At 70.7% G+C, this 23,055-nt stretch carries 22 protein-coding genes; 5 read left to right on the top strand and 17 right to left on the bottom strand.

From position 1 onward, the window contains the following. Positions 1-26: 26 nt before the first annotated feature. Complete coding sequence (locus C516_RS0109025) at positions 27-764, bottom strand: LytR/AlgR family response regulator transcription factor (RefSeq protein ID WP_018718051.1); 738 nt, start codon at positions 762-764, stop codon at positions 27-29. Continuing rightward, positions 745-1,770 carry a sensor histidine kinase gene (locus C516_RS0109020; protein WP_026321059.1) on the bottom strand — a complete coding sequence of 342 codons (1,026 nt, stop codon included), beginning with the start codon at positions 1,768-1,770 and terminating at the stop codon, positions 745-747. The genes C516_RS0109025 and C516_RS0109020 overlap by 20 nt, the downstream gene beginning before the upstream one ends. A 165-nt stretch (positions 1,771-1,935) precedes the next feature. Between C516_RS0109020 and argH the strand changes: the two genes are divergently transcribed. After that, positions 1,936-3,336, top strand: coding sequence for an argininosuccinate lyase (gene argH, locus C516_RS0109015; RefSeq protein WP_018718049.1), 1,401 nt, complete (start codon positions 1,936-1,938; stop codon positions 3,334-3,336). A gap of 8 nt (positions 3,337-3,344) precedes the next feature. On the opposite strand, the gene C516_RS0109010 is transcribed toward argH, so the two are convergent. The 6 genes from C516_RS0109010 to C516_RS0108985 form a co-directional block, all read right to left on the bottom strand. After that, entirely contained in the window at positions 3,345-3,965 is a 621-nt protein-coding gene (locus C516_RS0109010; protein WP_018718048.1) for an SCO family protein, read from the bottom strand. Between the two features lie 114 nt (positions 3,966-4,079). Beyond that, on the bottom strand, positions 4,080-4,931 hold the full coding sequence (locus tag C516_RS0109005; RefSeq protein ID WP_051088211.1) for a cytochrome c oxidase assembly protein: 852 nt from the start codon (positions 4,929-4,931) through the stop codon (positions 4,080-4,082). After that, positions 4,928-6,250: a M23 family metallopeptidase gene (locus C516_RS19140; protein WP_018718046.1), complete on the bottom strand. Its 1,323-nt coding sequence runs from the start codon at positions 6,248-6,250 to the stop codon at positions 4,928-4,930. The genes C516_RS0109005 and C516_RS19140 overlap by 4 nt, the downstream gene beginning before the upstream one ends. 164 nt (positions 6,251-6,414) lie before the next feature. Further along, the gene (locus C516_RS0108995) at positions 6,415-6,726 is read right to left on the bottom strand and encodes a hypothetical protein (RefSeq protein ID WP_018718045.1); all 312 of its coding nucleotides are present in this window, start codon (positions 6,724-6,726) and stop codon (positions 6,415-6,417) included. 12 nt (positions 6,727-6,738) lie between these two features. Then, entirely contained in the window at positions 6,739-7,416 is a 678-nt protein-coding gene (locus tag C516_RS19135) for a class I SAM-dependent methyltransferase (RefSeq protein ID WP_018718044.1), read from the bottom strand. A gap of 11 nt (positions 7,417-7,427) precedes the next feature. Continuing rightward, positions 7,428-8,051 (bottom strand): cation efflux transmembrane domain-containing protein, encoded by a 624-nt coding sequence (locus C516_RS0108985; RefSeq protein WP_018718043.1) that lies wholly within the window; start codon positions 8,049-8,051, stop codon positions 7,428-7,430. 207 nt (positions 8,052-8,258) lie between these two features. Between C516_RS0108985 and C516_RS0108980 the strand changes: the two genes are divergently transcribed. Genes C516_RS0108980 through C516_RS0108965 form a run of 4 tightly spaced genes read left to right on the top strand, consistent with a single transcriptional unit; the run spans position 8,259 to position 14,218 of the window. Continuing rightward, entirely contained in the window at positions 8,259-10,736 is a 2,478-nt protein-coding gene (locus C516_RS0108980) for a plasma-membrane proton-efflux P-type ATPase (RefSeq protein ID WP_018718042.1), read from the top strand. Between the two features lie 54 nt (positions 10,737-10,790). Then, positions 10,791-12,227, top strand: a complete 1,437-nt coding sequence (locus C516_RS0108975; RefSeq protein ID WP_018718041.1) for a bifunctional enoyl-CoA hydratase/phosphate acetyltransferase — start codon at positions 10,791-10,793, stop codon at positions 12,225-12,227. Beyond that, the gene (locus C516_RS0108970) at positions 12,220-13,413 is read left to right on the top strand and encodes an acetate/propionate family kinase (protein WP_018718040.1); all 1,194 of its coding nucleotides are present in this window, start codon (positions 12,220-12,222) and stop codon (positions 13,411-13,413) included. Before C516_RS0108975 ends, C516_RS0108970 begins: the two co-directional genes overlap by 8 nt. 43 nt (positions 13,414-13,456) lie before the next feature. Beyond that, positions 13,457-14,218, top strand: a complete 762-nt coding sequence (locus tag C516_RS0108965; RefSeq protein ID WP_018718039.1) for an SDR family oxidoreductase — start codon at positions 13,457-13,459, stop codon at positions 14,216-14,218. Between the two features lie 15 nt (positions 14,219-14,233). Here the strand turns inward: C516_RS0108965 and urtE are convergent, their stop codons facing one another. From urtE to C516_RS19130, 9 genes are all read right to left on the bottom strand, one after another. Next, a complete protein-coding gene (gene urtE, locus C516_RS0108960; protein WP_018718038.1) occupies positions 14,234-14,923 on the bottom strand; it encodes an urea ABC transporter ATP-binding subunit UrtE in 690 nt (229 codons plus the stop codon). 207 nt (positions 14,924-15,130) lie between these two features. After that, positions 15,131-15,958, bottom strand: a complete 828-nt coding sequence (gene urtD / locus C516_RS0108955; protein ID WP_018718037.1) for an urea ABC transporter ATP-binding protein UrtD — start codon at positions 15,956-15,958, stop codon at positions 15,131-15,133. Further along, a complete protein-coding gene (gene urtC, locus C516_RS0108950; protein ID WP_018718036.1) occupies positions 15,955-17,082 on the bottom strand; it encodes an urea ABC transporter permease subunit UrtC in 1,128 nt (375 codons plus the stop codon). Before urtC ends, urtD begins: the two co-directional genes overlap by 4 nt. 6 nt (positions 17,083-17,088) lie before the next feature. Then, on the bottom strand, positions 17,089-18,675 hold the full coding sequence (gene urtB / locus C516_RS0108945; protein ID WP_026321057.1) for an urea ABC transporter permease subunit UrtB: 1,587 nt from the start codon (positions 18,673-18,675) through the stop codon (positions 17,089-17,091). Positions 18,676-18,730: 55 nt separating this feature from the next. Then, the gene (gene urtA, locus C516_RS0108940) at positions 18,731-20,023 is read right to left on the bottom strand and encodes an urea ABC transporter substrate-binding protein (protein ID WP_026321056.1); all 1,293 of its coding nucleotides are present in this window, start codon (positions 20,021-20,023) and stop codon (positions 18,731-18,733) included. A 281-nt stretch (positions 20,024-20,304) separates the two neighbouring features. Continuing rightward, positions 20,305-21,042 carry a cytochrome c biogenesis CcdA family protein gene (locus C516_RS0108935; protein WP_018718033.1) on the bottom strand — a complete coding sequence of 246 codons (738 nt, stop codon included), beginning with the start codon at positions 21,040-21,042 and terminating at the stop codon, positions 20,305-20,307. 103 nt (positions 21,043-21,145) lie between these two features. Further along, on the bottom strand, positions 21,146-21,673 hold the full coding sequence (locus C516_RS0108930; RefSeq protein ID WP_018718032.1) for a DsbE family thiol:disulfide interchange protein: 528 nt from the start codon (positions 21,671-21,673) through the stop codon (positions 21,146-21,148). After that, complete coding sequence (locus tag C516_RS0108925) at positions 21,670-22,707, bottom strand: YncE family protein (RefSeq protein WP_026321055.1); 1,038 nt, start codon at positions 22,705-22,707, stop codon at positions 21,670-21,672. Before C516_RS0108925 ends, C516_RS0108930 begins: the two co-directional genes overlap by 4 nt. After that, a complete protein-coding gene (locus C516_RS19130; RefSeq protein WP_018718030.1) occupies positions 22,697-22,972 on the bottom strand; it encodes a DUF2933 domain-containing protein in 276 nt (91 codons plus the stop codon). Before C516_RS19130 ends, C516_RS0108925 begins: the two co-directional genes overlap by 11 nt. Positions 22,973-23,055 lie beyond the last annotated feature (83 nt).

Below are 23,055 nucleotides of genomic sequence, written 5' to 3'. Positions count from 1 at the left end.
CGTACAGGATGCCACGACCCGCGGGGTCAACTCACGCGCGCCGACCTCAGCAGGCTGCGGACGTGGGGCAGATGCCGCCGGCTGACCTCGAGACGGTCGTCGGTGCCTTCGAGCACGGCGTAGGTCCGCCCGTCGCCGCCCCGCTCCAGGCCGACGAGACGGTCCCGGGCCACCAGCGCCTTGCGGTGGATGCGTACGAACCGGTTGCCGAACTCGTCCTCGAGCTTGCGCAGCGAGTCCTCGATGAGGTCCTCGCCGCGGGCATGCTTGACGGTGACGTACTTCTGGTCGGCCATGAAGTAGCGCACGCTGTCCACCGGCACGAGCTCGATACCGGAGCGCCGGCGACAGAGGATGTGCTCACGGCCGTCGGTCTCGGGCACCTGCAACGCCTCGAGCTGCGCTCGGTTGAGCCGGCGGGCCTTGGCCAGCGCGGCGGCGAGCCGCTCGGAGCGCAGGGGCTTCAACAGGTAGTCGATGGCCGCCGTCTCGAACGCCTGCAGGGCGTGATCCCCGTGGGCGGTGGTGAAGATGATCGCCGGCGGCTGGGACGACTGGCTCAGGCGGGCCGCCACCTCCAGTCCGTTGGGTCCCGGCATGCGTATGTCCAGGAGCACGACGTCGGGACGGACGCGTTCGGTGAGCACCAGCGCCTCCTCGCCGTCCGCGGCCTCGCCGACCACCTCGCAGTCGCCGAGCTCCGCGATCATCCCCGCCAGCCGCTGGCGGGCCGGGGCCTCGTCATCAACGATGAGTATCTTCATCGGCCACCCCTCGCCAGTAGGGAAACCGCACTGTGACATGATAGACGCCATCGTGGCCGTTGGCCTCCAGGCGTCCCTCATGGCCGAAAGCGAGCGCCAGGCGCTCGCGCACGTTCTCCTGCGCCATGCCGAAGCCCGTGCTGCGCCCCGGACGCTCCGGGGCCGGGTTGATCAGCGCGATCTCCAGCATGTCCGCATCACGCCGTCCGCTCACTGTCAGGGTCCCTCCGTTACGCCGGGGCTCAATCCCATAGTAGACCGCATTCTCGAACAGCGGCTGCAACGTGAGCGGCGGGATCAGCGCGTGGCGGGGCAGCGCGTCCACGTCCCAGGCCACGGACAGCCGCTCGCCGAGGCGCTCGCGCTCCATGCGCAGATAGCCCTGGGCGAGGGTCAGCTCGTCGGCCAGCGGCACCAGCCGGTCGCCGCCGGCGAGGCTCGCGCGGAACAGGTCGGCGAGATCCTCGACCAGGCGCTCGGCCCGGGACGGCGCCACCGGGATCATGGAGGCGATGGTATTCAGGCTGTTGAACAGGAAGTGCGGGCGGATGCGGGCCTGGAGCGCCTCGTTGCGCGCCTCGGCGGCAGCGCGCATGCGCCGGCGCCACTCGTGCTGGACGTAGAGATAGCGCAGCACCACCGCCGCGACGATGGCGGCCACGGCCAGCACCCGTGCCAGGAACAGGGGATGTCCCGCCGTCACCGGCGCCGCCAGCCACCAGGCCCCCTCGGCGACCGCGGCGGTCACCGCGAGCACCAGCATATAGCTCGCAATCGCGGCCTGCGGGCCCGACAACCGCGCGAGGCGGGGACGCAGATAGCACAGCAGCGCCGAGCTCCCCAGCGCGATCCACTGCACCAGCAACGAGATCAGCCCCAGGGATTGCCAGCCGCCGTCGGGCTGGACCAGCACCAGCACGAAGGCGAGCAGCTCGGCGGTCATCACCACCGTGAGCACGCTCGTTCTGGCACAGAAGTCCGGGAGAAAGCTTTCCCTCGCCGCCACAGTCTCCCCCAGTTGCCCGCGGCACGCCCTCCGTGCCGTGCACGTGGCGGCTCCAGCATGGCCATGGAACGGCGCCGGGCGCAAGCGCCGCGGCGCGTATCGCACCTGTCTGTCTAGTATACTCCGCCAACGCCTTAACCCACGCAGCAGAGGCCAGGGGCCACCATGACCGACAAGACCGCCAGCCAGCTCTGGACCGGGCGCTTCACCGAGGCCACCGATGCCTTCGTCGAGGCGTTCACCGCCTCCGAGCACTACGACCGCCGTCTCTACCGCCAGGACATCCGTGGCTCCAAGGCGCACGCGCGCATGCTCAACCGCGTCGGCGTGCTCTCCGACGGGGACACCCGCGCCATCGTCGAGGGCCTGGACGCCATCGGCGAGGAGATCGAGCGCGGCGAGTTCCCCTGGTCGCCGTCCCTCGAGGACGTGCACATGAACATCGAGGCGCGACTGACCGAGCGCATCGGCGACGCCGGCAAGCGTCTGCACACCGGGCGCTCGCGCAACGACCAGATCGCCACGGACGTGCGGTTGTGGCTGCGCGAGGCGATTGACGAGGCGGTCGCGCTGCTGCGCCGCTTCCAGTCCGGGCTGGTGTCCCTCGCCGAGCAGGAGGCGGAGACCATCATGCCGGGCTTCACCCACCTGCAGGTGGCCCAGCCGATCACCTTCGGCCACCACATGCTCGCCTGGTACGAGATGCTGGTGCGCGACGAGGGCCGGCTGCGGGACTGCCGTGAGCGCGCCAACGTCATGCCCCTGGGCTCGGCCGCGCTCGCCGGGACCACCTTTCCCGTGGACCGCGCCATGACCTGCGCGGAGCTCGGCTTCGATACGCCCAGCCGCAACTCCCTGGACGCGGTCTCCGATCGCGACTTCGCCATCGAGTTCCTCTCCGCTGGCGCCACGATCATGACCCACCTCTCGCGCATGGCCGAGGAGCTGGTGCTGTGGACCTCGCCGATGTTCGACTTCATCGACCTGCCCGACCGCTACTGCACCGGCAGCTCGATCATGCCCCAGAAGAAGAACCCGGACGTCGCCGAGCTGGTCCGCGGCAAGACCGCCCGGGTCCACGGCGCGCTGCAGGCGATGCTCACCCTCATGAAGGGCCAGCCGCTCGCCTACAACCGTGACAACCAGGAGGACAAGGAGCCGCTGTTCGACGCCGCCGACACGGTGATCGCCAGCCTCCGGGCCTTCGCGGACATGGTCCCGAACCTCGCGGTCAAGCGCGACAACACCCGCGAGGCGGCCCGCCGGGGCTTCGCCACCGCCACCGACCTCGCCGACTACCTGGTGCGCCGCGGCGTGCCCTTCCGCGACGCCCACGAGATCGTCGGGCGCGCCGTGCGCCACGGCGTCGAGAGCGGGCGGGACCTCGCGGAGATGTCCCTGGGGGAGCTGCAGGGCTTCTCCGATGCCATCGGCGAGGACGTCTTCGAGGTCCTCACCCTGGAGGGATCGGTGGCCGCGCGGGACCACACCGGCGGCACCGCCCCCGCGCAGGTCCACGCCCAGGTGGCCGCGGCCCGGCAGCGGCTCGGGGAAAAGGCCGGCTGAGCACCGCCTCAGCCGGAGGCCAGCAGCCGCTGCAGGTCGGCGGTGATCGCCTCGACGGAGTCGCTGGGCACACCGCCGGCGTCGTTCGCCGTGATCCGCAGCCGCGCCGTACCGTCACGGTCGAAGACGAACACCGAGCCGTTGTGGCTGACCGGGTAGTTGCCCTCCGCGTCCGGCTCGCCGTAGGAGAACGTGGTGTAGTAGCGCGCCGCCAGCTCGCGGAGCCGGCCCGTCCCGGCGGTCAGGCCGATGAAGCCCTCGCCGAAGGCGGACGTGTAGCGCGCCAGGCGCTGCGGCGAATCCCGCCTCGGGTCGACGCTGACGAACAGGACGCGCGTGTCCTCGCGCTGCGCCGGCGTCAGCCGCTGCATCACGCGGCTCAGGCGCGCCAGTGTGCCCGGACAGACGTCCGGGCACGAGGTATAGCCAAAGAAGAGCAGGACGATCCTGCCGGCCATGTCGTCTTCCGTGATCACGCTGCCCGACTCGCCGGTGAGACGGAACTGCAACGCCGGGAACTGGCCGCGGATATCGCTGGTCCGCCATTCCGGCTCGCTGCAGGCCGCCAGAACGACGGCCAGGGCGATGATGGCGGTGAGTACGTGCAGCCGCGCCCCCCACGTCGTCACTGCCCTCTCGCCGGTGCGGCGTGCATGACGGCGGCGGGGACGGATTAAGCGGCGAATCCTCATGTCCATGGTCTCCTGTTCCAGAGGGCCCGCTGGATACGACGCCCGGCCTTGTCAGTGCGTGGAGGTCGGGCCGCGCTCGCTGCGATACCAGTAGGCCAGCACGATGACCGTGCCGAGCACGCTCATCATGGCCGCCGGTATCCAGGTGAAAATGCCGCCCAGCACCCGGTCCGTGGTGGCGTCGATCGGCCAGGGCGAACCGCAGACCTCGTAGTAGTCGTAGATGCCGCCACCCTCGATGACGATGTATGCGCCCAACCAGATCTGGGGGAAGGCGACCGCCGCGAGCATCAGGCAGCGCTTGCCGAAGCCGATGGCGTAATGCCCCGGCCCGGGCGGGCGCGGGTCGAGGGCGAGCCACCAGAACAGCAGCCCGTCGATGGCCATGCTCCAGTTCATGACCGTGTAGAGCTCGCGGCTGAGCATGGCGTTGTAGTGCACTGCCGGGGTCAGCCAGAGATAGATCAGCCCGACGAACAGCAGCGAGGCCACCAGCGGATGCTGGACGAAGCGGTAGACGCCCTGCACCGGGGCACTGCGCCACGCCGGTGCGATCACGCGGTCACGGACCGGTGCCGGCATCCCCGCCGCCAGCACCGGCAACGGGTTGGCGAGCACGATGAGGATCGCGGCGATATGGTGGAGCACCAGGTGCTGGAGGCGGTGGATGAAGAACACGTACTGGGCAAAGTAGTCGAAGCGGGTCTGGGTGACGGCGTACATGGCCCCCAGGCCGACCAGGAAGGCCGCCGCCCGGACGACCCCCGGCCGTGCCCCGCATGCAATGCCGCGGAGATAGAGGAGCAGGGCGACGGCCACCGCGAGGCTCACCATCGGCTGCCACTCGTAGGGCCGGAGAAACCCCGCCACCCCGGCCAGCACGCTTAACCCGTCGCCTGTCATCGCCGCACCGCGTAGTCGGCCAGCATCAGCGCGGGATGCGCCGCGGCGGCGTTGCGGGCGCCGCCGTGCATGGCCACGCGCAGCGGACGGATACGCTCGCGGAACGTCCGCAACCGCTCCCCTGTGAGCCGGCGACGGGGCGGCAGGTCCAGCGCCCGCGGGTCCACCGGCTCGCCGCCGCGCAGGACCTCGTAGTGCAGGTTCGGACCGGTGGCGGTGCCGGTGGCCCCGACGTAGCCGATGACCTCGCCCTGGCGGACCCGATCGCCGTCACCGATCCCGTCGGCGAAGGCGGACAGGTGGGCATAGGCCGTCTGCAGGCGGTTGTCGTGGCGGATACGCACGTAGTTGCCGTAGCTGCTGAACGGCCCGGCGCGGACGACACGCCCATCGCCCGCCGCACGGACCGCGGTGCCCCGTGGCGCGGCGAAGTCCAGGCCCTCGTGCATGCGGGTGTAGCCGAGGACCGGGTGATCCCGCCGGCCGAACAGCGAGGACAGGCGCGCGCCCTTCACCGGCGTGCGCAGCAGCGACGTCGCGACGCTGGCACCGTCGGCGGTGTAGAAACCGTCCCGCCCGCCGTCGGTCCCGCCACCGGGCCGGAACACGGCGAGCTCTCCGCCAGCCTGGCCGATGCGTGCGGCCAGAAGGCGTCCGTCATGGCTTGCCGCACTGTCCTCGTGGACAAAGCGCTCGTAGACGACGGCGAACTCGTCGCCCCGACGCAGGTCCCGCTGGAAGTCGATACGGCCACTGAGACGGCGGTAGGCGGCGATCAGGACCGCCTCCGGTATCCCCGCGCGCATCGCCGCCGGGTACAGCCCGCCGTCGACCCGCATGCGCACGGTGCGCGTGGTCCGCCGGTGCGCCACCCGTCGCTCCCGGGCCTCGAGCCCGCCACCGTCCGTCCGCGAGACGAGCACGCGCGTGTCCGCGTCGGTGCGGATACTCAGCCGGCGTAGGCGCGGTCCCCCACCGTCTTCGTCGAGGACGTGAACCAGTGTCTGGCCCGGGCGTAGCGCGCCGGCGTCCATCACCCCGGAGAGCGCTTGCACGACCCGCATCGCCTCGGCGGCGTCCAGGTCCAGCTCGTTGCCCAACAGCCCGAGCAGGGTGTCGCCGGCGCGCACGGTCAGCCGCCCGGGTGGTGAACCGGGCGGCACCGCCTCCGGGTCGGCACCGGCACGCGCCGCCGGTGCGGGTGTCACGTCGGAAGCATCCCCGCCGGCACTCGCGTGTGTGGCCTGCGGAAAGGGCAGGACCGCCGCCCCCGCGGCGAGCACCGCGGCGGTCAGCAGGAAACGGTTTCGCAGCTGCATGGTGTGACTCCTCGGCCGCCCCCGAACACCAGGCACAGGGCTTCGGAAGCGGTGGTAAACAGGGGGTTGCCGCGCACGGTCCGCCGGCGCGTGAACGGCGGCCGCCGTGGTCGGCACAACGCCCGTCCTCCGGGGAAAACCGGCCGGACGGCGGGGAGCTGGACTCAGGTGGTCGGGGGCGGTGTTACCGGCGCCCGGTCCACGCTGGTGAGGCGCAGACCGGGGCGGGCAAGGGGCGATTCGGAGCGGGCGTGCATGGGCAGGGGGCAGGCCGGTGCCAGTGCCGGCAGGTGCGCCGGAAGATGGCACTCATGCATCCCGGGCGCGGCGACCGGCTGATCACCGTCCGCGGAATCCGGCGTCGCCGCTGCGACAGGCGCGTCGGCGTGGGCGGCGATCTCGGCGCCGGCCTCCGCCGTGTGGGCGACGACGGAGAACGCGACGAGCAGGATCAGGATGCGGGCGATGCACTTCATGGGTCCGCAAGCCTATGACGGCAGCGTCCTCTCGTCCACACATCCCACGGCCAGGGTGAACACCCCACCGTAGTAGTAGCGGTGGTAAACCGGCGTGAGACGGGCGAGCAGCGCCTGGTCCACCCGTCGGGTGATCTGCTCCGGACGCACACCGAAGACACGGTTGAGCGCGACCCCGGCGCGGACCAGCCAGGCCGGCCAGCCCTCCGGGGCCTGCATCTCCAGCGCCCCGAACCGGCCGCCCGGCCGAAGCCATCCGGCAGCACGGTCGATCACCACCGGGTAATCACCGCTCATGCCCAGGGTCAGGGCCGCGCACACCGCGTCCACGGACCGCCCCGGCCCCGCCCACTGCAGGAAATCCGCCTGCACCAGCGAGACATTGTCGAGTCCGAGAGCGTCGGCACGCCTGCGGGCCCGCTCGAGCATGCCGGCGCTGACGTCCACGCCGATGATCCGCCCCGCCGGGCCCACGGCCCGGGCGAGCCGGGGCAGGTTACGCCCGGTACCGCAGCCGAGGTCGACCACCGTGTCCCCCGGAGCCAGGGCCAGGCCGTCCACCAGCGCGGCCCGGTAACGCCCGAGCCGCACCCCCATGGGCACGAACAGCCACAGCAGCGGGTCGTAGTACCCGGCGATACGGGTGTAGACCTGCCGGGCAAAGGCGCCGTCCGCGGACAGGCGGGACACGCTCCCGGGCCTCAGCCGGCGGGCGCCGCGTCCCAGGATCGCCGTGCGTCGCCGAGCACCCGCACCGCCGAGCGCAGGAACAGCAGCGCGACCGCCGTGCCCACCAGGATGTCGGGCCACGGGCTGGCGGTGAGCGCCACCGCGCCGGCGGCGACGAGCACGCCGACGTTGGCGACGATGTCGTTGCGTGAGCACACCCACGCCGAGCTCATGTTCACGTCATCGCCGCGATGGCGGGTCAGCACCACCAGGCAGGCGGCGTTGGCGAGCAGCACCAGCACGCCGATACCGGCCATCAGCCCGGAGGCCGGCGCAACGCCCCACAGGGCCTTGGCACCGGCCTCCAGCAGCACGGCGATCCCGAAGGCCGCCATGATTCCGCCCTTCAGCCCCGCCGACGCGGCCTTCCAGCGTGCCCCGCGGGCCACGGCCACGAGGCTGAAGCCGTACACCAGCGCGTCCCCGAGCATGTCCAGCGAATCGCCGAGCAGCGCGGTGGATCCGGCGACCCAGCCGGCGCCGAACTCCACCACGAACATCACCGCGTTGATCGCCAGAACGACCCAGAGCATGCGCGCCTGACGCTCCGCCAGGGCGCTTGCCGCGCAGTCGTCGTCGTGACAGCAACCGGCCATCGCACACCTCACTCGTCATCGATCCTGACCGGTACGGTAATCCTTATAGTGACTACAAGGTAAAGCTTTCACCCCCGCGCCGGGCATTGACGGAGCAGGCCACACGGGCATAGCTTATATTGCAGCGCAGCACAGGGAAGACCGCGAGGCCGTTCCCCGCCGGGGCCCGGTGGCCCCGCGACGCGGCGTGCTGCCAGGGAGGCGACAGTGTCCCGTGAAGACCCTTCCGATACCGGCCGCCCGGCCGCCGAGACCGCGGCGGAGGCACCCCCGGAAACCGACCTGGACCGGGGCCTCACCGAGGCCGAGGCGCAGGAGCGGCTCGCGCGCTACGGCGAAAACACCCTTGCCGAGAACGGCCACAGCGTCCTCGGCCAGCTGCTTTCCTACCTCTGGGGCCCGATCCCCTGGATGATCGAGGCGGCGGCCATCCTCTCCGCCGCGGTGGGCCACTGGGCCGACCTCGCCGTGATCCTCACCATGCTCGTGGTCAACGCCGGCGTGGGCTTCTGGCAGGAGCACAAGGCGGACTCCGCCATCGACAGGCTCCGCGAACGCCTGGCGCTCAACGCCCACGTCCTGCGCGACGGTCAGTGGCGCACGGTGCCGGCGCGAACGCTGGTGCCCGGCGACGTCATCGCGGTGCGCATGGGCAACGTCATCCCCGCCGACCTGCGTCTGTGCCGGGGTGAGTACCTGAGCGTGGACGAGTCGGCGCTCACCGGCGAGTCCCTGCCGGTGGACAAGCAGGCCGGCGACACCGCCTACTCCGGCTCCTCCGCCAAGCAGGGTGAGATGACCGGCGTCGTGACGGCCACCGGCATGGACACCTATTTCGGCCGCACCGCCCAGCTGGTCCAGGCCGGCAGCGGGCGCTCCCACTTCCAGCGCGCGGTGCTGCGCATCGGCAACTTCCTGATCTTCGGCACGCTGGGACTGGTCGCGCTGATCGTGGTGGTCTCGCTGTTCCGCCACGCCCCGGCGCTGGAGACCATCCGCTTCGTGCTCATCCTCACCGTCGCCGCCATCCCGGTCGCCCTGCCGGCGGTGCTGTCGGTGACCATGGCCATCGGCGCCGAGCGCCTGGCGCGGATGAAAGCCATCGTCTCGCGGCTGGTGGCCATCGAGGAGATGGCCGGCATGGACGTGCTGTGCGCCGACAAGACCGGCACGCTCACCTGCAACCAGCTCACCGTCGGCGAGATCGCCCCGTTCGGGGACGCCGACGAGGCCGCGGTGCTGCTCGCCGCGGCACTGACCGCCGAGCGCGACGAGAGCGAGGAACCGGACGCCATCGACACCGCCATCCTCGCCGCCCTCTCCGACGCCTCCGCCCTGGACGCCTACCGGGTCACCGGTTTCGTGCCGTTCGACCCGGTGAGCAAACACAGCGAGGCCACCGCCGAGCGCGACGGCGAGCGCGTCCGCTTCGCCAAGGGCGCCCCGCAGGTGGTGCTCGGCATGTGCGATGTGGACGATGACCTCGCACGGCAGGTGAGCGAGGCCACCGACCGCTTCGCCGCCGACGGCTACCGCACCCTCGGCGTGGCGCGCAACGACGGCGGGGCGTGGACGTTCCTCGGCCTGATCCCCCTCTACGACCCGCCGCGGGAGGACTCCGGCGCGGTGATCGGGCGCCTCCACGACATGGGCATCCGGGTGCGCATGCTCACCGGCGATCACCTCGCCATCGCCCGGCAGATCGCCACGCGCCTCGGACTCGGCAAGCGCATCGTCTCCGCGCAGGAGCGCTTCGCCGACGGCCGCACCCCCGACAACGAGCAGATCGAGGCCACCGACGGCTTCGCCCAGGTGCTGCCGGAGCACAAGCACGCCATCGTCTCCTCGCTGCAGTCCGCCGACCACATCGTCGGCATGACCGGCGACGGCGTGAACGACGCCCCCGCGCTGCGCCGCGCGGACGTGGGCATCGCGGTCAGCGGCGCCACCGATGCCGCCCGCGCCGCCGCGGATCTGGTCCTCACCGAGGCCGGTCTGTCGGTAATCGCCACCGCGGTGGAGGAGGCCCGGCGCATCTTCCGGCGGATGAACAGCTACGCCACCTTCCGCATCGCCGAGACCATCCGGGTGCTGCTGTTCATCGCCCTGAGCATCGTCGTCTTCGACGTCTACCCCGTGACCGCGATCATGATCGTGCTGCTCGCCCTGCTCAACGACGTGCCCATCATGATGATCGCCTACGACAACGCCCCGGTGGCCGATCACCCGAGGCGCTGGGACATGACCCGCACGCTCTGCGAGGCGTCGCTGATCGGCGCCCTCGGGGTGATCGCGACCTTCATCCTCTACTGGCTCGGGCGCCACCCGCTGGGGCTGGACGGCGACACGCTGCAGACGCTGATCTTCCTCAAGCTGCTGGTCGCCGGGCACATGACACTGTTCATCACCCGCTCGGACGGGCCGTTCTGGCAGCGCCCGTGGCCGAGCTGGCAGCTGTTCGTGACCCTCGAGGCGACCCAGGTCCTGGGCACGCTGGCGGCGCTGTTCGGCTGGTTCATCACGCCGCTGGACTGGCGCCTGGTGGTGCTGGTGTGGGCCTTCTCGTTCGCGGAGTTCCTGGTCAACGACACGGCCAAGGTCCTGCTCGGGCGGCTGATGCGCTACGGCGCGGGCTACCAGAACCGCCACCTGCGGCGGTTCGAGTCGAGCATGCACGGCCACTGAGCCCCGGCGGCGCCCCCGGGCGCGCCGGCAACCCACGCTGCGGGGTGAACGGCAATGAGCCATTGCGGTGACGAGACCACGACAACGGACGACGACGGCCTGCTGAGGGGGTACACCTTCGAGGAGCTGAAGGTCGACCAGACCGCGAGCCTGGTACGCCAGCTCACCGAACGCGACATCGCGGCATTCGCCGCCATCTCGGGGGACGTGAACCCGCTCAACGTGGACCGCCGCTTCGCCCAGGAGCACGTCTTCCACACCCTGATCGGCCATGGCATGTGGGCCGGCGCGCTGATCTCCAACGTCCTCGGCACCCACCTCCCGGGGCCGGGCACCATCTACGCCCGTCAGACCTTCGACTTCGTCCGCCCCATCGCCCTGGGCACCACGGTGACCGTCACCGTGCGCGTCGCCGAGAAGCACGCCGACAGCGGCCGCGTGGTCATGGAGTGCCTGTGCCTGGACGGGGACGGCAACGTGCTGGTGAGCAGCACCGCCGAGGTCCTGCCGCCGCAGGAGGAGGTCCGGCGCGAGCGCACCGCGCTGCCGGACGTGGAGGTCCTCGACCACGGCGACCGCCTGCGGCGGCTGATCGAGTCGGCGCGGGCGTTGCCCCCGCTGCACATGGCGGTGGTCCACCCGGTGGACGACGCGTCGCTGCTCGGCGCCGTACGCGCCGCCGAGGCCGGCCTGATCGTCCCGGTGCTGGTCGGCCCCGAGGCGGATATCCGCGCCGCCGCCGGGCGCGCCGGGCTCGCCATCGACGACTACCGCATCGTCCCCGCCGGCGACGGCCGCGAGTCCGCCAACCGCGCGGTGGAACTGGTCCACACCGGCGAGGCGGACGCGCTCATGAAGGGCATGCTCCACACCGACGAGCTCATGGGCGCGGTGGTGGACACGGACACCGGCCTGCGCACGCGACGGCGGCTCAGCCACGTCTTCGTCATGGACATCCCCGGCTACGACCGCCCGCTGCTGATCACCGACGCCGCGATCAATATCGCCCCCTCGCTCACGGACAAGGTCGACATCGTGCAGAACGCCGTCGACCTCGCCCACGCCCTGGGCACCGAGGCACCGAAGGTGGCGATCCTCTGCGCTGTGGAGACGGTGAACCCGGCGATGCCGTGCACCGTCGACGCCAGCGTGCTCTGCAAGATGGCGGACCGCGGCCAGATCACCGGTGCGGTGCTCGACGGCCCGCTCGCCTTCGACAACGCCGTCGACGTCAACGCCGCGCGGACCAAGGGCATCCGCTCGCCGGTCGCCGGCCACGCGGACATCCTCCTCACCCCGGACCTGGAGGCCGGCAACATGCTTGCCAAGCAGCTCGAGTACATCTCCCACGCCGCCGCCGCCGGGGTGGTGCTCGGCGCGCAGGTGCCCATCGCGCTCACCAGCCGGGCGGACGACGAGCTCGCACGCATGGCCTCCTGCGCCACAGCAGCACTGATGCACGCCGCCGGCGGGGGCAACGGCCATGGGTGAGGGAGACGCCGTCCTCGTCCTCAACGCCGGCTCCTCCAGCGTAAAGTTCGCGCTCTACCACGTGGACGCCGGCGACGCCCTCAGCCGGGCGCTGCACGGCGAGCTGGCGGGCATCGGCGACGCCCCGCAATTCACCGCCGAGGACGCCGGGGGCGCCGCGGTCGATGCCCCGGCCCTGCCCGCCGACGGCGACGAGGGTTCGCTCATCGCCGGGCTGGTGGGCTGGCTCGACGACTACGTGGGCAGCGGGCGCAGCGTCCGCGCCGTCGGCCACCGGGTGGTCCACGGCGGCCCGCGGCACCATGCCCCGGTGCGGGTGGACGACGCCGAGCTCGACTACCTCACCTCGCTGGAACCCCTGGCCCCGCTGCACCAGCCCCACAACCTGGAGCCGGTACGCCAGCTCCGTGCCTCGCACCCGGACATGCCCCAGGTGGCGTGCTTCGACACCGCCTTCCACCGCAGCCAGCCCCCGGTGGCCCAGTGGTTCGCCCTGCCGCGGCGCTACCGCGATCAGGGAGTGCTGCGCTACGGCTTCCACGGTCTGTCCTACGAGTACATCGCCGGCGCGCTGCCAGCCTACGACCCGGCGGCGGCCCGCGGGCGCGCGGTGGTCGCCCACCTCGGCCACGGCGCCAGCCTGTGCGCCCTCTCGGAGGGGCGCAGCGTGGCCACCACCATGGGCTTCACCGCCCTCGACGGCCTGCCCATGGGCCGGCGCTGCGGCGCCCTGGACCCCGGGGTCGTCCTCCACCTGATGCGCAGCGAGGGCCTGTCGGCGGACGCGATCGAGGACCTGCTCTACCGCCACAGCGGCCTCTACGGCGTCTCCGGCATCAGCGACGACATGCACGCGCTGCTCGACAGCGATGCGCCCGCCGCCGCCGAGGCCGTGGCGCTGTTCGTCTACCGCACGGTGCGCGAGATCGGCTCGCTCGCCGCCGCCCTCGGCGGACTCGACGCCGTGGTGTTCACCGCCGGCATCGGCGAGCACGCCGCCGCCATCCGCGAGCGCGTCAGCGCCGGCCTGGAATGGCTCGGCGCGCGCCTCGACCACGACGCCAACACCCGCGGCGGACCATGCATCAGCACCGCGGACAGCACCCCGGCGCTGTGGGTCATCCCCACCGACGAGGAGCGCATGATCGCCGAACACACGCTCGCACTGCTGCGCCGTCACGCCTGAGGCGTGCGGCCTTTCACCAACGGAGCCACAGGAGTACTCACCCATGGAGATCAAAGGCAGGACGGTGGTGATCACCGGCGCGGGCCGCGGCCTGGGCCGGACGACGGCACAGACGCTGGCGGACCGCGGCGCGCGACTGGCGCTGGCGGACGTCAACGACGAAGGCCTGGCGGAGACCCTGCGCCTGTGCGAAGCGGCCGGCGCCGAGGCCCGCGTCTATCACCTGGATGTCTCCGACGAGGCCGCGGTCGAGGAGCGCTTCGCGGCCATCGCCCGGGACTTCGGCGCCCTGGACGCACTGATCAACAACGCCGGCATCACCCGCGACGGCCTGCTGGTGAAGGCCCGCGAGGGCCGGGTCGAGAAGAAGATGAGCCTGGAGGACTGGAACGCGGTCATCGGCGTGGACCTCCGCGGCGTCTTCCTCTGCACCCGCGAGGCGGCAGAGCAGATGATCGGCCTCGGCAGCGGCGGCGTGATCGCCAGCATCTCGAGCATCTCCCGGGCCGGCAACTTCGGGCAGACGAACTACTCCGCGGCCAAGGCCGGCATCGCCTCGATGACGGTCACCTGGGCCAAGGAGCTGGCGCGCCACGGCATCCGCGCCGCGGCGATCGCCCCCGGCTTCACGGAGACGCCGATGGTCGCCCAGATGCCCGAGAAGGCCCTGGACCGCATTCGCGCCCAGGTCCCCCTGGGCCGCCTCGCCCGGCCCGAGGAGATCGCCCACTCGGTGGTCTACGTGCTGGAGAACGACTACTTCAACGGCCGGGTGCTGGAGGTCGACGGCGGCCTGCGGCTGTAGCCGCCGGTCCGGGCGCTAGACGGTCAGGTACTCGCGCACGAGATCGTCGTCGAGCTCGTCCATGGCCCCGGCGGCGACACGCTCGCCGCGGTCGAGGATCACGAAGTGGTCCGCGACGCGGCGGGCGAAGGGCAGCTTCTGCTCGACCAGCAGCACGGTGAGCCCGCCCTCGCGGTTGAGGTGGCGGATGACGTCGCCGATCTCGCGCACCACGTTGGGCTGGATGCCCTCGGTGGGCTCGTCGAGGATCAGCAGCCGCGGCTCCAGGCACAGCGCCCGGCCGATGGCGAGCTGCTGCTGCTGGCCGCCGGAGAGGTCGCCACCGCGGCGGTGGCGCATCTCGTGGAGCACCGGGAAGAGCTCGTGCACCCGCTCGGGGATGTCCCGCCGCCCCACGGCGGCGCGCGCGATGCGCAGGTTCTCCTCCACCGACAGCCGCGGGAAGATCTCCCGGCCCTGGGGCACGTAGCCGATACCCGCGCGGGCGCGGGCCTCGGTGGAGCGGCGCTCGATGGACTCGCCCTCCAGGGTGATCGTGCCCGAGGCGGCGGGCACCAGGCCCATGAGGGTCTTCAGCACGGTGGTCTTGCCGACGCCGTTGCGCCCCATCAGGCAGGTGCAGCCGCAGGCCGGGACCTCCAGGTCGATGTCGCGGAGGATGTGGCTCTGGCCGTAGTACTGGTTGAGGCCGATCACCGAGAGCATAGGGCTGTCCGCTCCTCCCCTGTCTGATTGATAAGGCGCGGCCGGTGCCACCGCGGGGGGCCGGATCGCTCGGGCAGACCGGTCGCAGACCGTCTACAGCCATGGAGGGCCGCGGCCGAGCGTCCCCGGAAGGATTCATGGCGCGTCCGGGATCGGCCTCCCCGGCCGGGCCCATCCCGCCACGATCCGCGACTGATACGCGTCCGACTATTCACCGAGATACACCTCGACCACCCGCGGGTCGTTCTGGACCTCGTCCATCGTGCCCTCGGCGAGCACGCTGCCCTGGTGGAGCACCGTCACCTGCCGGGCGATGGAGCGCACGAAGGCCATGTCGTGCTCGACGACAATCACCGAGTGCCGGCCCGCGAGGCGCTGGAGCAGCTCGCCGGTCTGCTCCATCTCCTGATGGGTCATGCCCGCCACCGGCTCGTCGACGAGCAGCACCCGCGGGTTCTGCATCAGCAGCATGCCGATCTCCAGCCACTGCTTCTGGCCGTGGGAGAGCGCGCCGGCGGGCTGGCGCTCCAGCGAGGCCAGGCCGATGAGCGCGAGCACCTCGGCGAGCCGGTCGCGGTCGGCGCTGTCCATGTGCGCGAACAGCGTCGGCCACACGCGCTTGTCCGCGGCCATCGCCAGCTCCAGGTTCTCCATCACGCTGTGGTGCTCGAACACCGTCGGGGTCTGGAACTTGCGGCCTATACCGCCGCGGGCGATGGCCGTCTCCGAGGCCCGACGCAGGTCGATACGGCTGCCGAACCACACGCTGCCGCTGTCCGGGCGCGTGCGCCCGGTGAGCACGTCCATCATGGTGGTCTTGCCGGCGCCGTTCGGCCCGATGATGCAGCGCAGCTCGCCGTCGTCGACGTACAGGCTGAGCCGGTCGAGGGCGCGGAAGCCATCGAAGGCCACGGTCACGTCCTCGACGTAAAGGATCGGGCCGTGGCGGGTGTCCAGCCCGCCGGCGAAGTCCGGCTCGGGCAGGACGAAGTCGAACACCCGGTCCCGACGCAGGACCTCCGCGAGTACCGTCATGCCGCCTCCTCGCCGCGCCGGCGGCGCAGCAGCCCCACGATGCCCCGGGGCAGGAACACCGTGACCACCACGAACAGCGCCCCGAGGGCGAACAGCCAGCCCTCCGGCCAGACCCCGGTGAACACCGTCTTGCCGTAGTTCACCGCCAGCGCACCGACCACGGCACCGATGAGGGTGCCGCGCCCGCCAACCGCCACCCAGACCACGATCTCGATGGAGTTCAGCGGCGAGAACTCGCCGGGGTTGATGATCCCCACCTGGGGCACGTACAGCGCCCCGGCGACGCCCGCGAGCATCGCCGAGACCGTGAACAGCCAGACCTTGTAGTGGTCCACCCGGTAACCGACGGTGCGCACCCGTGCCTCGGCGTCGCGCACCGCGGTCACCACCCGCCCGAGCTTGCTCGAGACGATGAACCGGCATATCGCGTAGCCGCCGGCGAGCGCCAGTGCGGAGGCGGCGAACAGTGCCGCCCGGGTGGTGTCCGCCTGGATATCGAAACCGAGGATGTCCTTGAAGTCGGTAAGGCCGTTGTTGCCGCCGAAGCCCATCTCGTTGCGGAAGAACGCGAGCATCAGCGCATAGGTCAGCGCCTGGCTCATGATCGAGAGATAGACGCCGGTGACCCGGGAGCGGAACGCCAGCCAGCCGAACACGAAGGCCACCACCGCCGGCACCAGCACGATGGCCACCAGCGCCACCGGGAACTGGTCGAAGCCGTACCAGTACCAGGGCAGCCGGTCCCAGTTGAGGAAGACCATGAAGTCCGGCAGCACCGGATCGCCGTAGACGCCGCGGGTACCGATCTGGCGCATCAGGTACATGCCCATGGCGTAGCCGCCCAGGGCGAAAAACGCCCCGTGGCCGAGACTGAGGATGCCGCAGTAGCCCCAGATCAGGTCCACCGAGAGCGCCAGCAGGGCGTAGCACAGGTACTTGCCGAGCAGCGTCACCGTGTAGCTCGACAGGTGCAGCAGCGAGCCCTCGGGGGCCAGAAGGTTGGCGGCGGGCACCGCCACGGCCGCCGCCAGGAGTAGCGCGATGAGCACCCGCCCGGCGATGTCGCCGGTGAGCAGCCCGCCACGGTAGCCGAGCCGGGGCAGGGACTTGGCGTCAGCGGTCATAGGGGGTCAGGCCTCCGCCGCGCGGCCGCGCTGGGGGAAGAGTCCCTTCGGCCGCTTCTGGATGAACAGGATGATGAACACCAGCACCAGGATCTTGGCGAGCACCGCACCCGTCGCCGGCTCCAGGAACTTGTTGAGCACGCCCAGCGTCATCGCCCCGACCAGCGTGCCCAGCAGGTTGCCTGCGCCGCCGAAGACCACCACCAGGAACGAGTCGATGATGTAGGACTGGCCCATGTTCGGACCGACGTTGGTGAGCTGGGACAGCGCCACGCCGGCGATCCCCGCCACCCCGGCACCGAGGCCGAAGGTTGCCGCATCGACCCAGTCGCTGCGCACGCCGACGGCCCGGGCCATGGCACGGTTCTGCGAAACCGCCCGTACCTTCAGGCCCAGGGAGGTGCGGTTGAGCACGAGCACCAGCAGGGTGAACACGGCCAGGGCGAAGGCGATGATCACCAGGCGGTTGACGGTGAGCGAGAGCACCGGGTTGAGCACGACCGAGCCGCTCAGCCACTCCGGCGCGCTCACCGAGCGGTTGAGGGGCGAGAACACCGTGCGCACGAGCTGCTGGAGAATGAGGCTGATGCCGAAGGTAGCGAGCAGGGTCTCCAGCGGCCGGCCGTAGAGGTGCCGGATCACCCCGCGCTCGATGACCACGCCGAAGGCCCCGGCGACCAGGAAGGCCGCGGGCACCGACAGCACCAGGGCCAGGCCGATATGGCCGGGCATGAGCTGCTGGAGCACGAAGGTGGTGTAGGCGCCGAGCATGATCAGCTCGCCGTGGGCCATGTTGATCACGCCCATCACGCCGAAGGTGATGGCGAGTCCCACCGCGGCGAGCAGCAGCACCGAGCCCAGGGACAGGCCGAAGAAGATCTGCTCGACGCGGTCGTAGAAGCTCACCCAGGTCTGGGTGCGCGCCAGTGCCGAGGCGGCCGCCTCGCGCACCGGCCCGGGCAGCGCCCCGTCCGCCGCCGCCTGGCGCAGGGCATTGCGCGCCTCCGGCGCGAGATTGCCGCCGAGCTCATCGATGGCGGCCATGCGCTCGCCGCGGCTGCCCTCGCGCAGGTCGTAGAGCGCGAGACCGACGGCGAGCGCCGCGGCCACCCGCGGGTCGTCCTCGGCGTCGCGGCGCTCGCGCAGCAGCGCCACGGTGTTCTCGTCGAGGTCGCCGAAGAGCCCGCGCACGGCCTTCAGGCGCATCTGCGGCGCAGGCGCGTTGAGGCGCAGCCGCGACAGGGCACCCTCGATGCGGCGGCGCATGAGGATGTTCGCGATCACCCGGTCGAGTCCGCCGTGGGAGGCCACGGGCTCGCCGGTCGCCGCGTCGGTCACCGGCCCGTCGTCATGCCGGATGACCACGCGGCCGCTGGCGTCGTCGACGTAGAGATCCCCCGCCGACAGGGCGGTGAGCACGGCCGCCGCCCGGGGATGGCCGGAGCCGGCGATCTGTTCGGTCACCGTCATCTTCTCGCGGAAGTTACGGGTGTCCAGGCCCTGGAGCAGGGTGGCGAAGTCCGCGGCCACCGCCGCGGCACTCAGCGCCAGCGACAGCCCGATCACGAGCGCGGTGCGCAGCATTGGGCTCATCGTCCGTCCTCCGTGGGGTGGGGGCGGTGCCGGCGGCACCGCCCCGCAGCGACGATCAGTACTCCTGGCCGGAGCACTCGCCGGTGGTGACGTCGTAGTTGCCGCAGGCGAGCGGCTCGCGCCAGTCGGAGATGATCTTGCTGCTCTCCGGCAGGAAATCCGACCAGGCATCACCCGCGACCATGCCCGGGGTCTGCCAGACGGCGGCGAACTGGCCGTTGTCCTGGATCTCGCCGATGAACACCGGCTTGGTGATGTGGTGGTTGGGCATCATCGCCGCCACGCCGCCGGTGAGGTTCGGCGCGGTGACGCCGATCATCGCGTCGACCACGGCCTCCGGGTCGGCGGTACCGGCCTTCTCCACGGCCTTCACCCACATGTTGAAGCCGATGTAGTGGGCCTCCATGGGGTCGTTGGTCACGCGGGAGTCGTCACCGATGTACTCGTGCCAGCGCTCGATGAAGGCCTCGTTGGCCGGGGTATCGATGCTCTGGAAGTAGTTCCAGGCGGACATATGCCCGACCAGCGGCGCGGTGTCGATGCCCGAGAGCTCCTGCTCGCCCACCGAGAAGGCGATGACCGGGATGTCCGCGGCGGACACGCCCTGGTTGGCCAGCTCCTTGTAGAAGGGCACGTTGGCATCACCGTTGATGGTGGACACCACGGCCGTGGGCTTGCCCTGGGAACCGAACTCCTTGATCCGCGCGACCTCGCTCTGCCAGTCGGAGAAGCCGAACGGCGTGTAGTTGACCAGGATGTCCTCCTCGGCCACGCCGCGGTCCATCAGGTAGCGCTTGAGGATCTTGTTGGTCGTGCGCGGGTAGACGTAGTCGGTGCCCTCGAGCACGAAGCGCTCGATGCCGAGCATGTTGCGCAGGTAGTTGACCGCCGGGATCGCCTGCTGGTTCGGCGCCGCACCGGTGTAGAACACGTACTTCGAGGACTCCTCGCCCTCATACTGCACCGGATAGAACAGCGGCACCTTGAGCTCCTCGACCACCGGTAGCACGGACTTCCGCGACACCGACGTCCAGGCGCCGAAGATCACGTCCACGCCCTCCTGGGTGATGAGCTGGCGGGCCTTCTCGGCGAACAGCGGCCAGTCGGAGGCGGGGTCGACCACCACCGGCTCCAGCTTGCGGCCGAGTACGCCGCCCTTGGCGTTCTGCTCCTCGATGAGCATGAGCATGGTGTCCTTCAGCGTGCTCTCGCTGATGGCCATGGTGCCGGACAGCGAGTGGAGGACACCGACCTTGATGGGCTCCTCGGCGGCGTGGGCGCCGCCCACCGAACCGGCGAGCGCCAGGCCCGCGACGACTCCGGCCAGACGTTTACGAATTGTTCTCATGGCTGCCCCTTCCTCGATCGTTGCTTGATTTGGCACCGCCGCCCGGCGGCATCGGAAAGGGGCATTACAGGGATCGTGCCAATAGGCCCAAGACACTGTCTTAAAAGGTTATTCACGGAATACCGGCAAACCCGGAAACGTAACCGGTGGTCGACACGCACCCCGGCGTGGTGCACTGCACCGGCGCCAATGCATCATGGCGGTGCAGCGCTTCCGGCGGGGTGGCGAGGTGGCCCACGGGCCTCGTACCCACCGTCACGGACGCCTGCCGACCGGGGGCACTAACCGATACGGCCGAGCCAGGGGAAAACGTCGAGGAGCCAGTAGCTGAACCGCGCGAGCTGTCCGGTCACCATCGCCACGCCGACCACGATCATGACCACGCCACCGATGATGTGCAGCGGCCGCCCCCAGGCACGCAGGCGGGCACGGTTGTCGAGAAAGCGGTTGATGAACAGCGCGGTTGCGAGGAAGGGCACACCGAGCCCGAGCGAGTAGACGCCGAGCAAGGCGACACCGCTCCCCGCCCCGGAGGCACTCACGGTCAGGATGCTGCCGAGAACGGGGCCGATGCACGGGGTCCACCCGAACGCGAAGGCCACGCCGAGGAGATAGCTCAGCCAGGGGGTTCCCCCCTGTTCGAGGCGGTGGATCCACCGCGTGTCGCCATGGAGCCACCGCAGCCGTAGCGCTCCGCTCATGAAAAGGCCGAAGACGATCACGAACGTGCCGCCGACGATGTTGGCCGTCTCCTTGTAGGCCAGCATCACACGGCCTATGGCGGTGGCACTCGCGCCCAGGAGCATGAAGACCGTGGCGAACCCGAGCACGAACGACAGACTCATGCCGACGACCGCCAGGCGCTCGCGGTAGCCCGACAGCGTCTGCAGCTCCTCCACGGAGCGCCCGGCGACGAAGGAGACGTACCCGGGCACCAGCGGCAGCACACAGGGCGAGAGGAAGGAGATGATGCCCGCGGCGAACGCGGTCAGCAGACCGATACCGGCGATTTCAGGCACGCCTACCTCCCCTTCGATCGATAACGAACCCGAATGGCGCGTTCGTGGCAGCGACAGGGGCCGGGCATTGTCCGCACCGGCACAATGGCGTGCGCTACGGCCATCATGCCGATTCCCCGAGCAGCCGCGAGACCAGCGGCAGGATTTCCTCGTTCAGGCCGCGGGCATCTATCGCACCGATGTGCTTGTGCCGGATGACGCCGTCGGCGTCTAGGATATAGGTCTCCGGCACCCCGTACACACCCCACTCCAGTCCGACCCGCCCCTTCGGATCGAAGGCCACCGCGCGATAGGCGTTACCGTAGCGGGCGAGCCACGCGCGGGCGTCGCCGCGCGTGTCCTTGTAGTTCAGCCCATACACCGGGATCCGCTCCGCCAGTGCGGCAACGAAGGGGTGCTCCTCCCGGCAGGCGGTACACCAGCTCGCGAACACGTTGACGGCGACGACCTGCCCCTGCAGATCGCCCTCCGTGACCGTCTCCGCCGGCCGGAACAGACGCGGTGCCGAGAAGGCGGGGGCCGCCTTCCCCAGAAGGGGAGACGGCACCCGGGAGGGATCCAGCCAAAGGCCGACGCCGAGCAGCACCGCGGCGGCGAGAAATATGGCCAGTGGGAGGATCGTCCGCCTCACTGCCCCGCCTCCGCGGACATCGCCATCTGGTGGACGACCGCGGACGTCTGGATCGACGCCGATACACCCAGATCGCGGCCGTCCACCACCCAGACGCGGGATTCGCCGCGGCTGGAGACGTAGAGCCGGCCGTTACCGGGAACCCTCGCGAGGTGGTAGGGCATCGGCGCCAGCACGCGGCTGGTGCGGGAACCGTCGCGCAGATCGATGGCCAGGAGCCGGTCCTCGCCGGTCAGGGCCACGAACAGCCGGCGCCCGGAGCGACCGAGCGCGATGCCGTGGGGATCACGCCCCGTCTCGAGGCTACGCACAACCCGGCCCTCCGGGAGGGCCACCACCGTAACGGCCCCGGCACCTGCGGCGTTCACGTACAGCCGTTCCCCGTCCCCGGACAGCACCATGTGCTCGGGGCCGGCGTCGACGGTCACGCTGTCGCGAACGCGGCCCGTGACCACGTCGACGACGCTCACCGTCGCGCTGCCCGAATTGCTCACGTACACGGTCCGGCTGTCCGCGGCCGGCACGGCATAGTTAGGCGCGACCCCGGTGGGAACCACCCTGGCGAGGCGTCGTTCACGCAGGTCGATGACCGCGACGCCACCGTCACGCATCAGCGTCGCCACGGCATAACGCCCGTCCGGCGTGATTGCCACGTGATGGCTCGGCCCGGGGATCGCGATCCGCGCCACCACCGCCCCGGTAGCGGCCCGGATCAGGGTGACGACACCACCGCCGCCGGATTCACGCGCAGCGGCCTTTCCGCCGTGATGGGCCGCGTGCTCCGGTTCCCCGGCCTCCATGGTGGCCCCGGCGGCCAGGCTCGCCGCCACCAGCAGCCCACCGTCCGGACTCAGGGCCAGGCCGTGCCCGGAGGGTACCCCCGGCAGATGGCCGACCACGGCATCGCGCTGTGTATCGACCACCGCGATACCCCGCGCCTGTCCCATTGGGAGATAGGCCTGTCCCGCCGAGACCTCGGCGGAGGCGGCAGCGACGAACCCGGCGAATAGCAGCGAAAACAGCCTAGCCCTCATTCTCGCCCCCTCCCTTGTGGTCCCCGGATGCGCCCGAGTGGCGCCCCCGATGCATGAACAGGTGCATGAGCGGACAGGCGAGCAGCACCAGGTAGAAGAGCATCCCCAGGGACGCTCCCGTCTGCGAGACGCCGAATACCGCGACAACGGTTCCCAGCGCCAGTAACGGCAGCATGTATTTGGACCGCGCCCCGGAGACGCTACGTGTGGCTTCGCCCGGACGGCGATGCGGCCGTGCGGGCACGGATCGGTCGTCGATCGACATGGACGTTCTCCTTGAAGTCCGGATTCTCACCCCCGGGCCCGGGATACACCGTGGCGCGGGGGAACAAGGCAATCAGGGATGAA

The organism is Arhodomonas aquaeolei DSM 8974 (genome assembly GCF_000374645.1).
GTDB lineage: Bacteria > Pseudomonadota > Gammaproteobacteria > Nitrococcales > Nitrococcaceae > Arhodomonas > Arhodomonas aquaeolei.
This window is presented reverse-complemented; position numbering and strand designations above follow the sequence as displayed.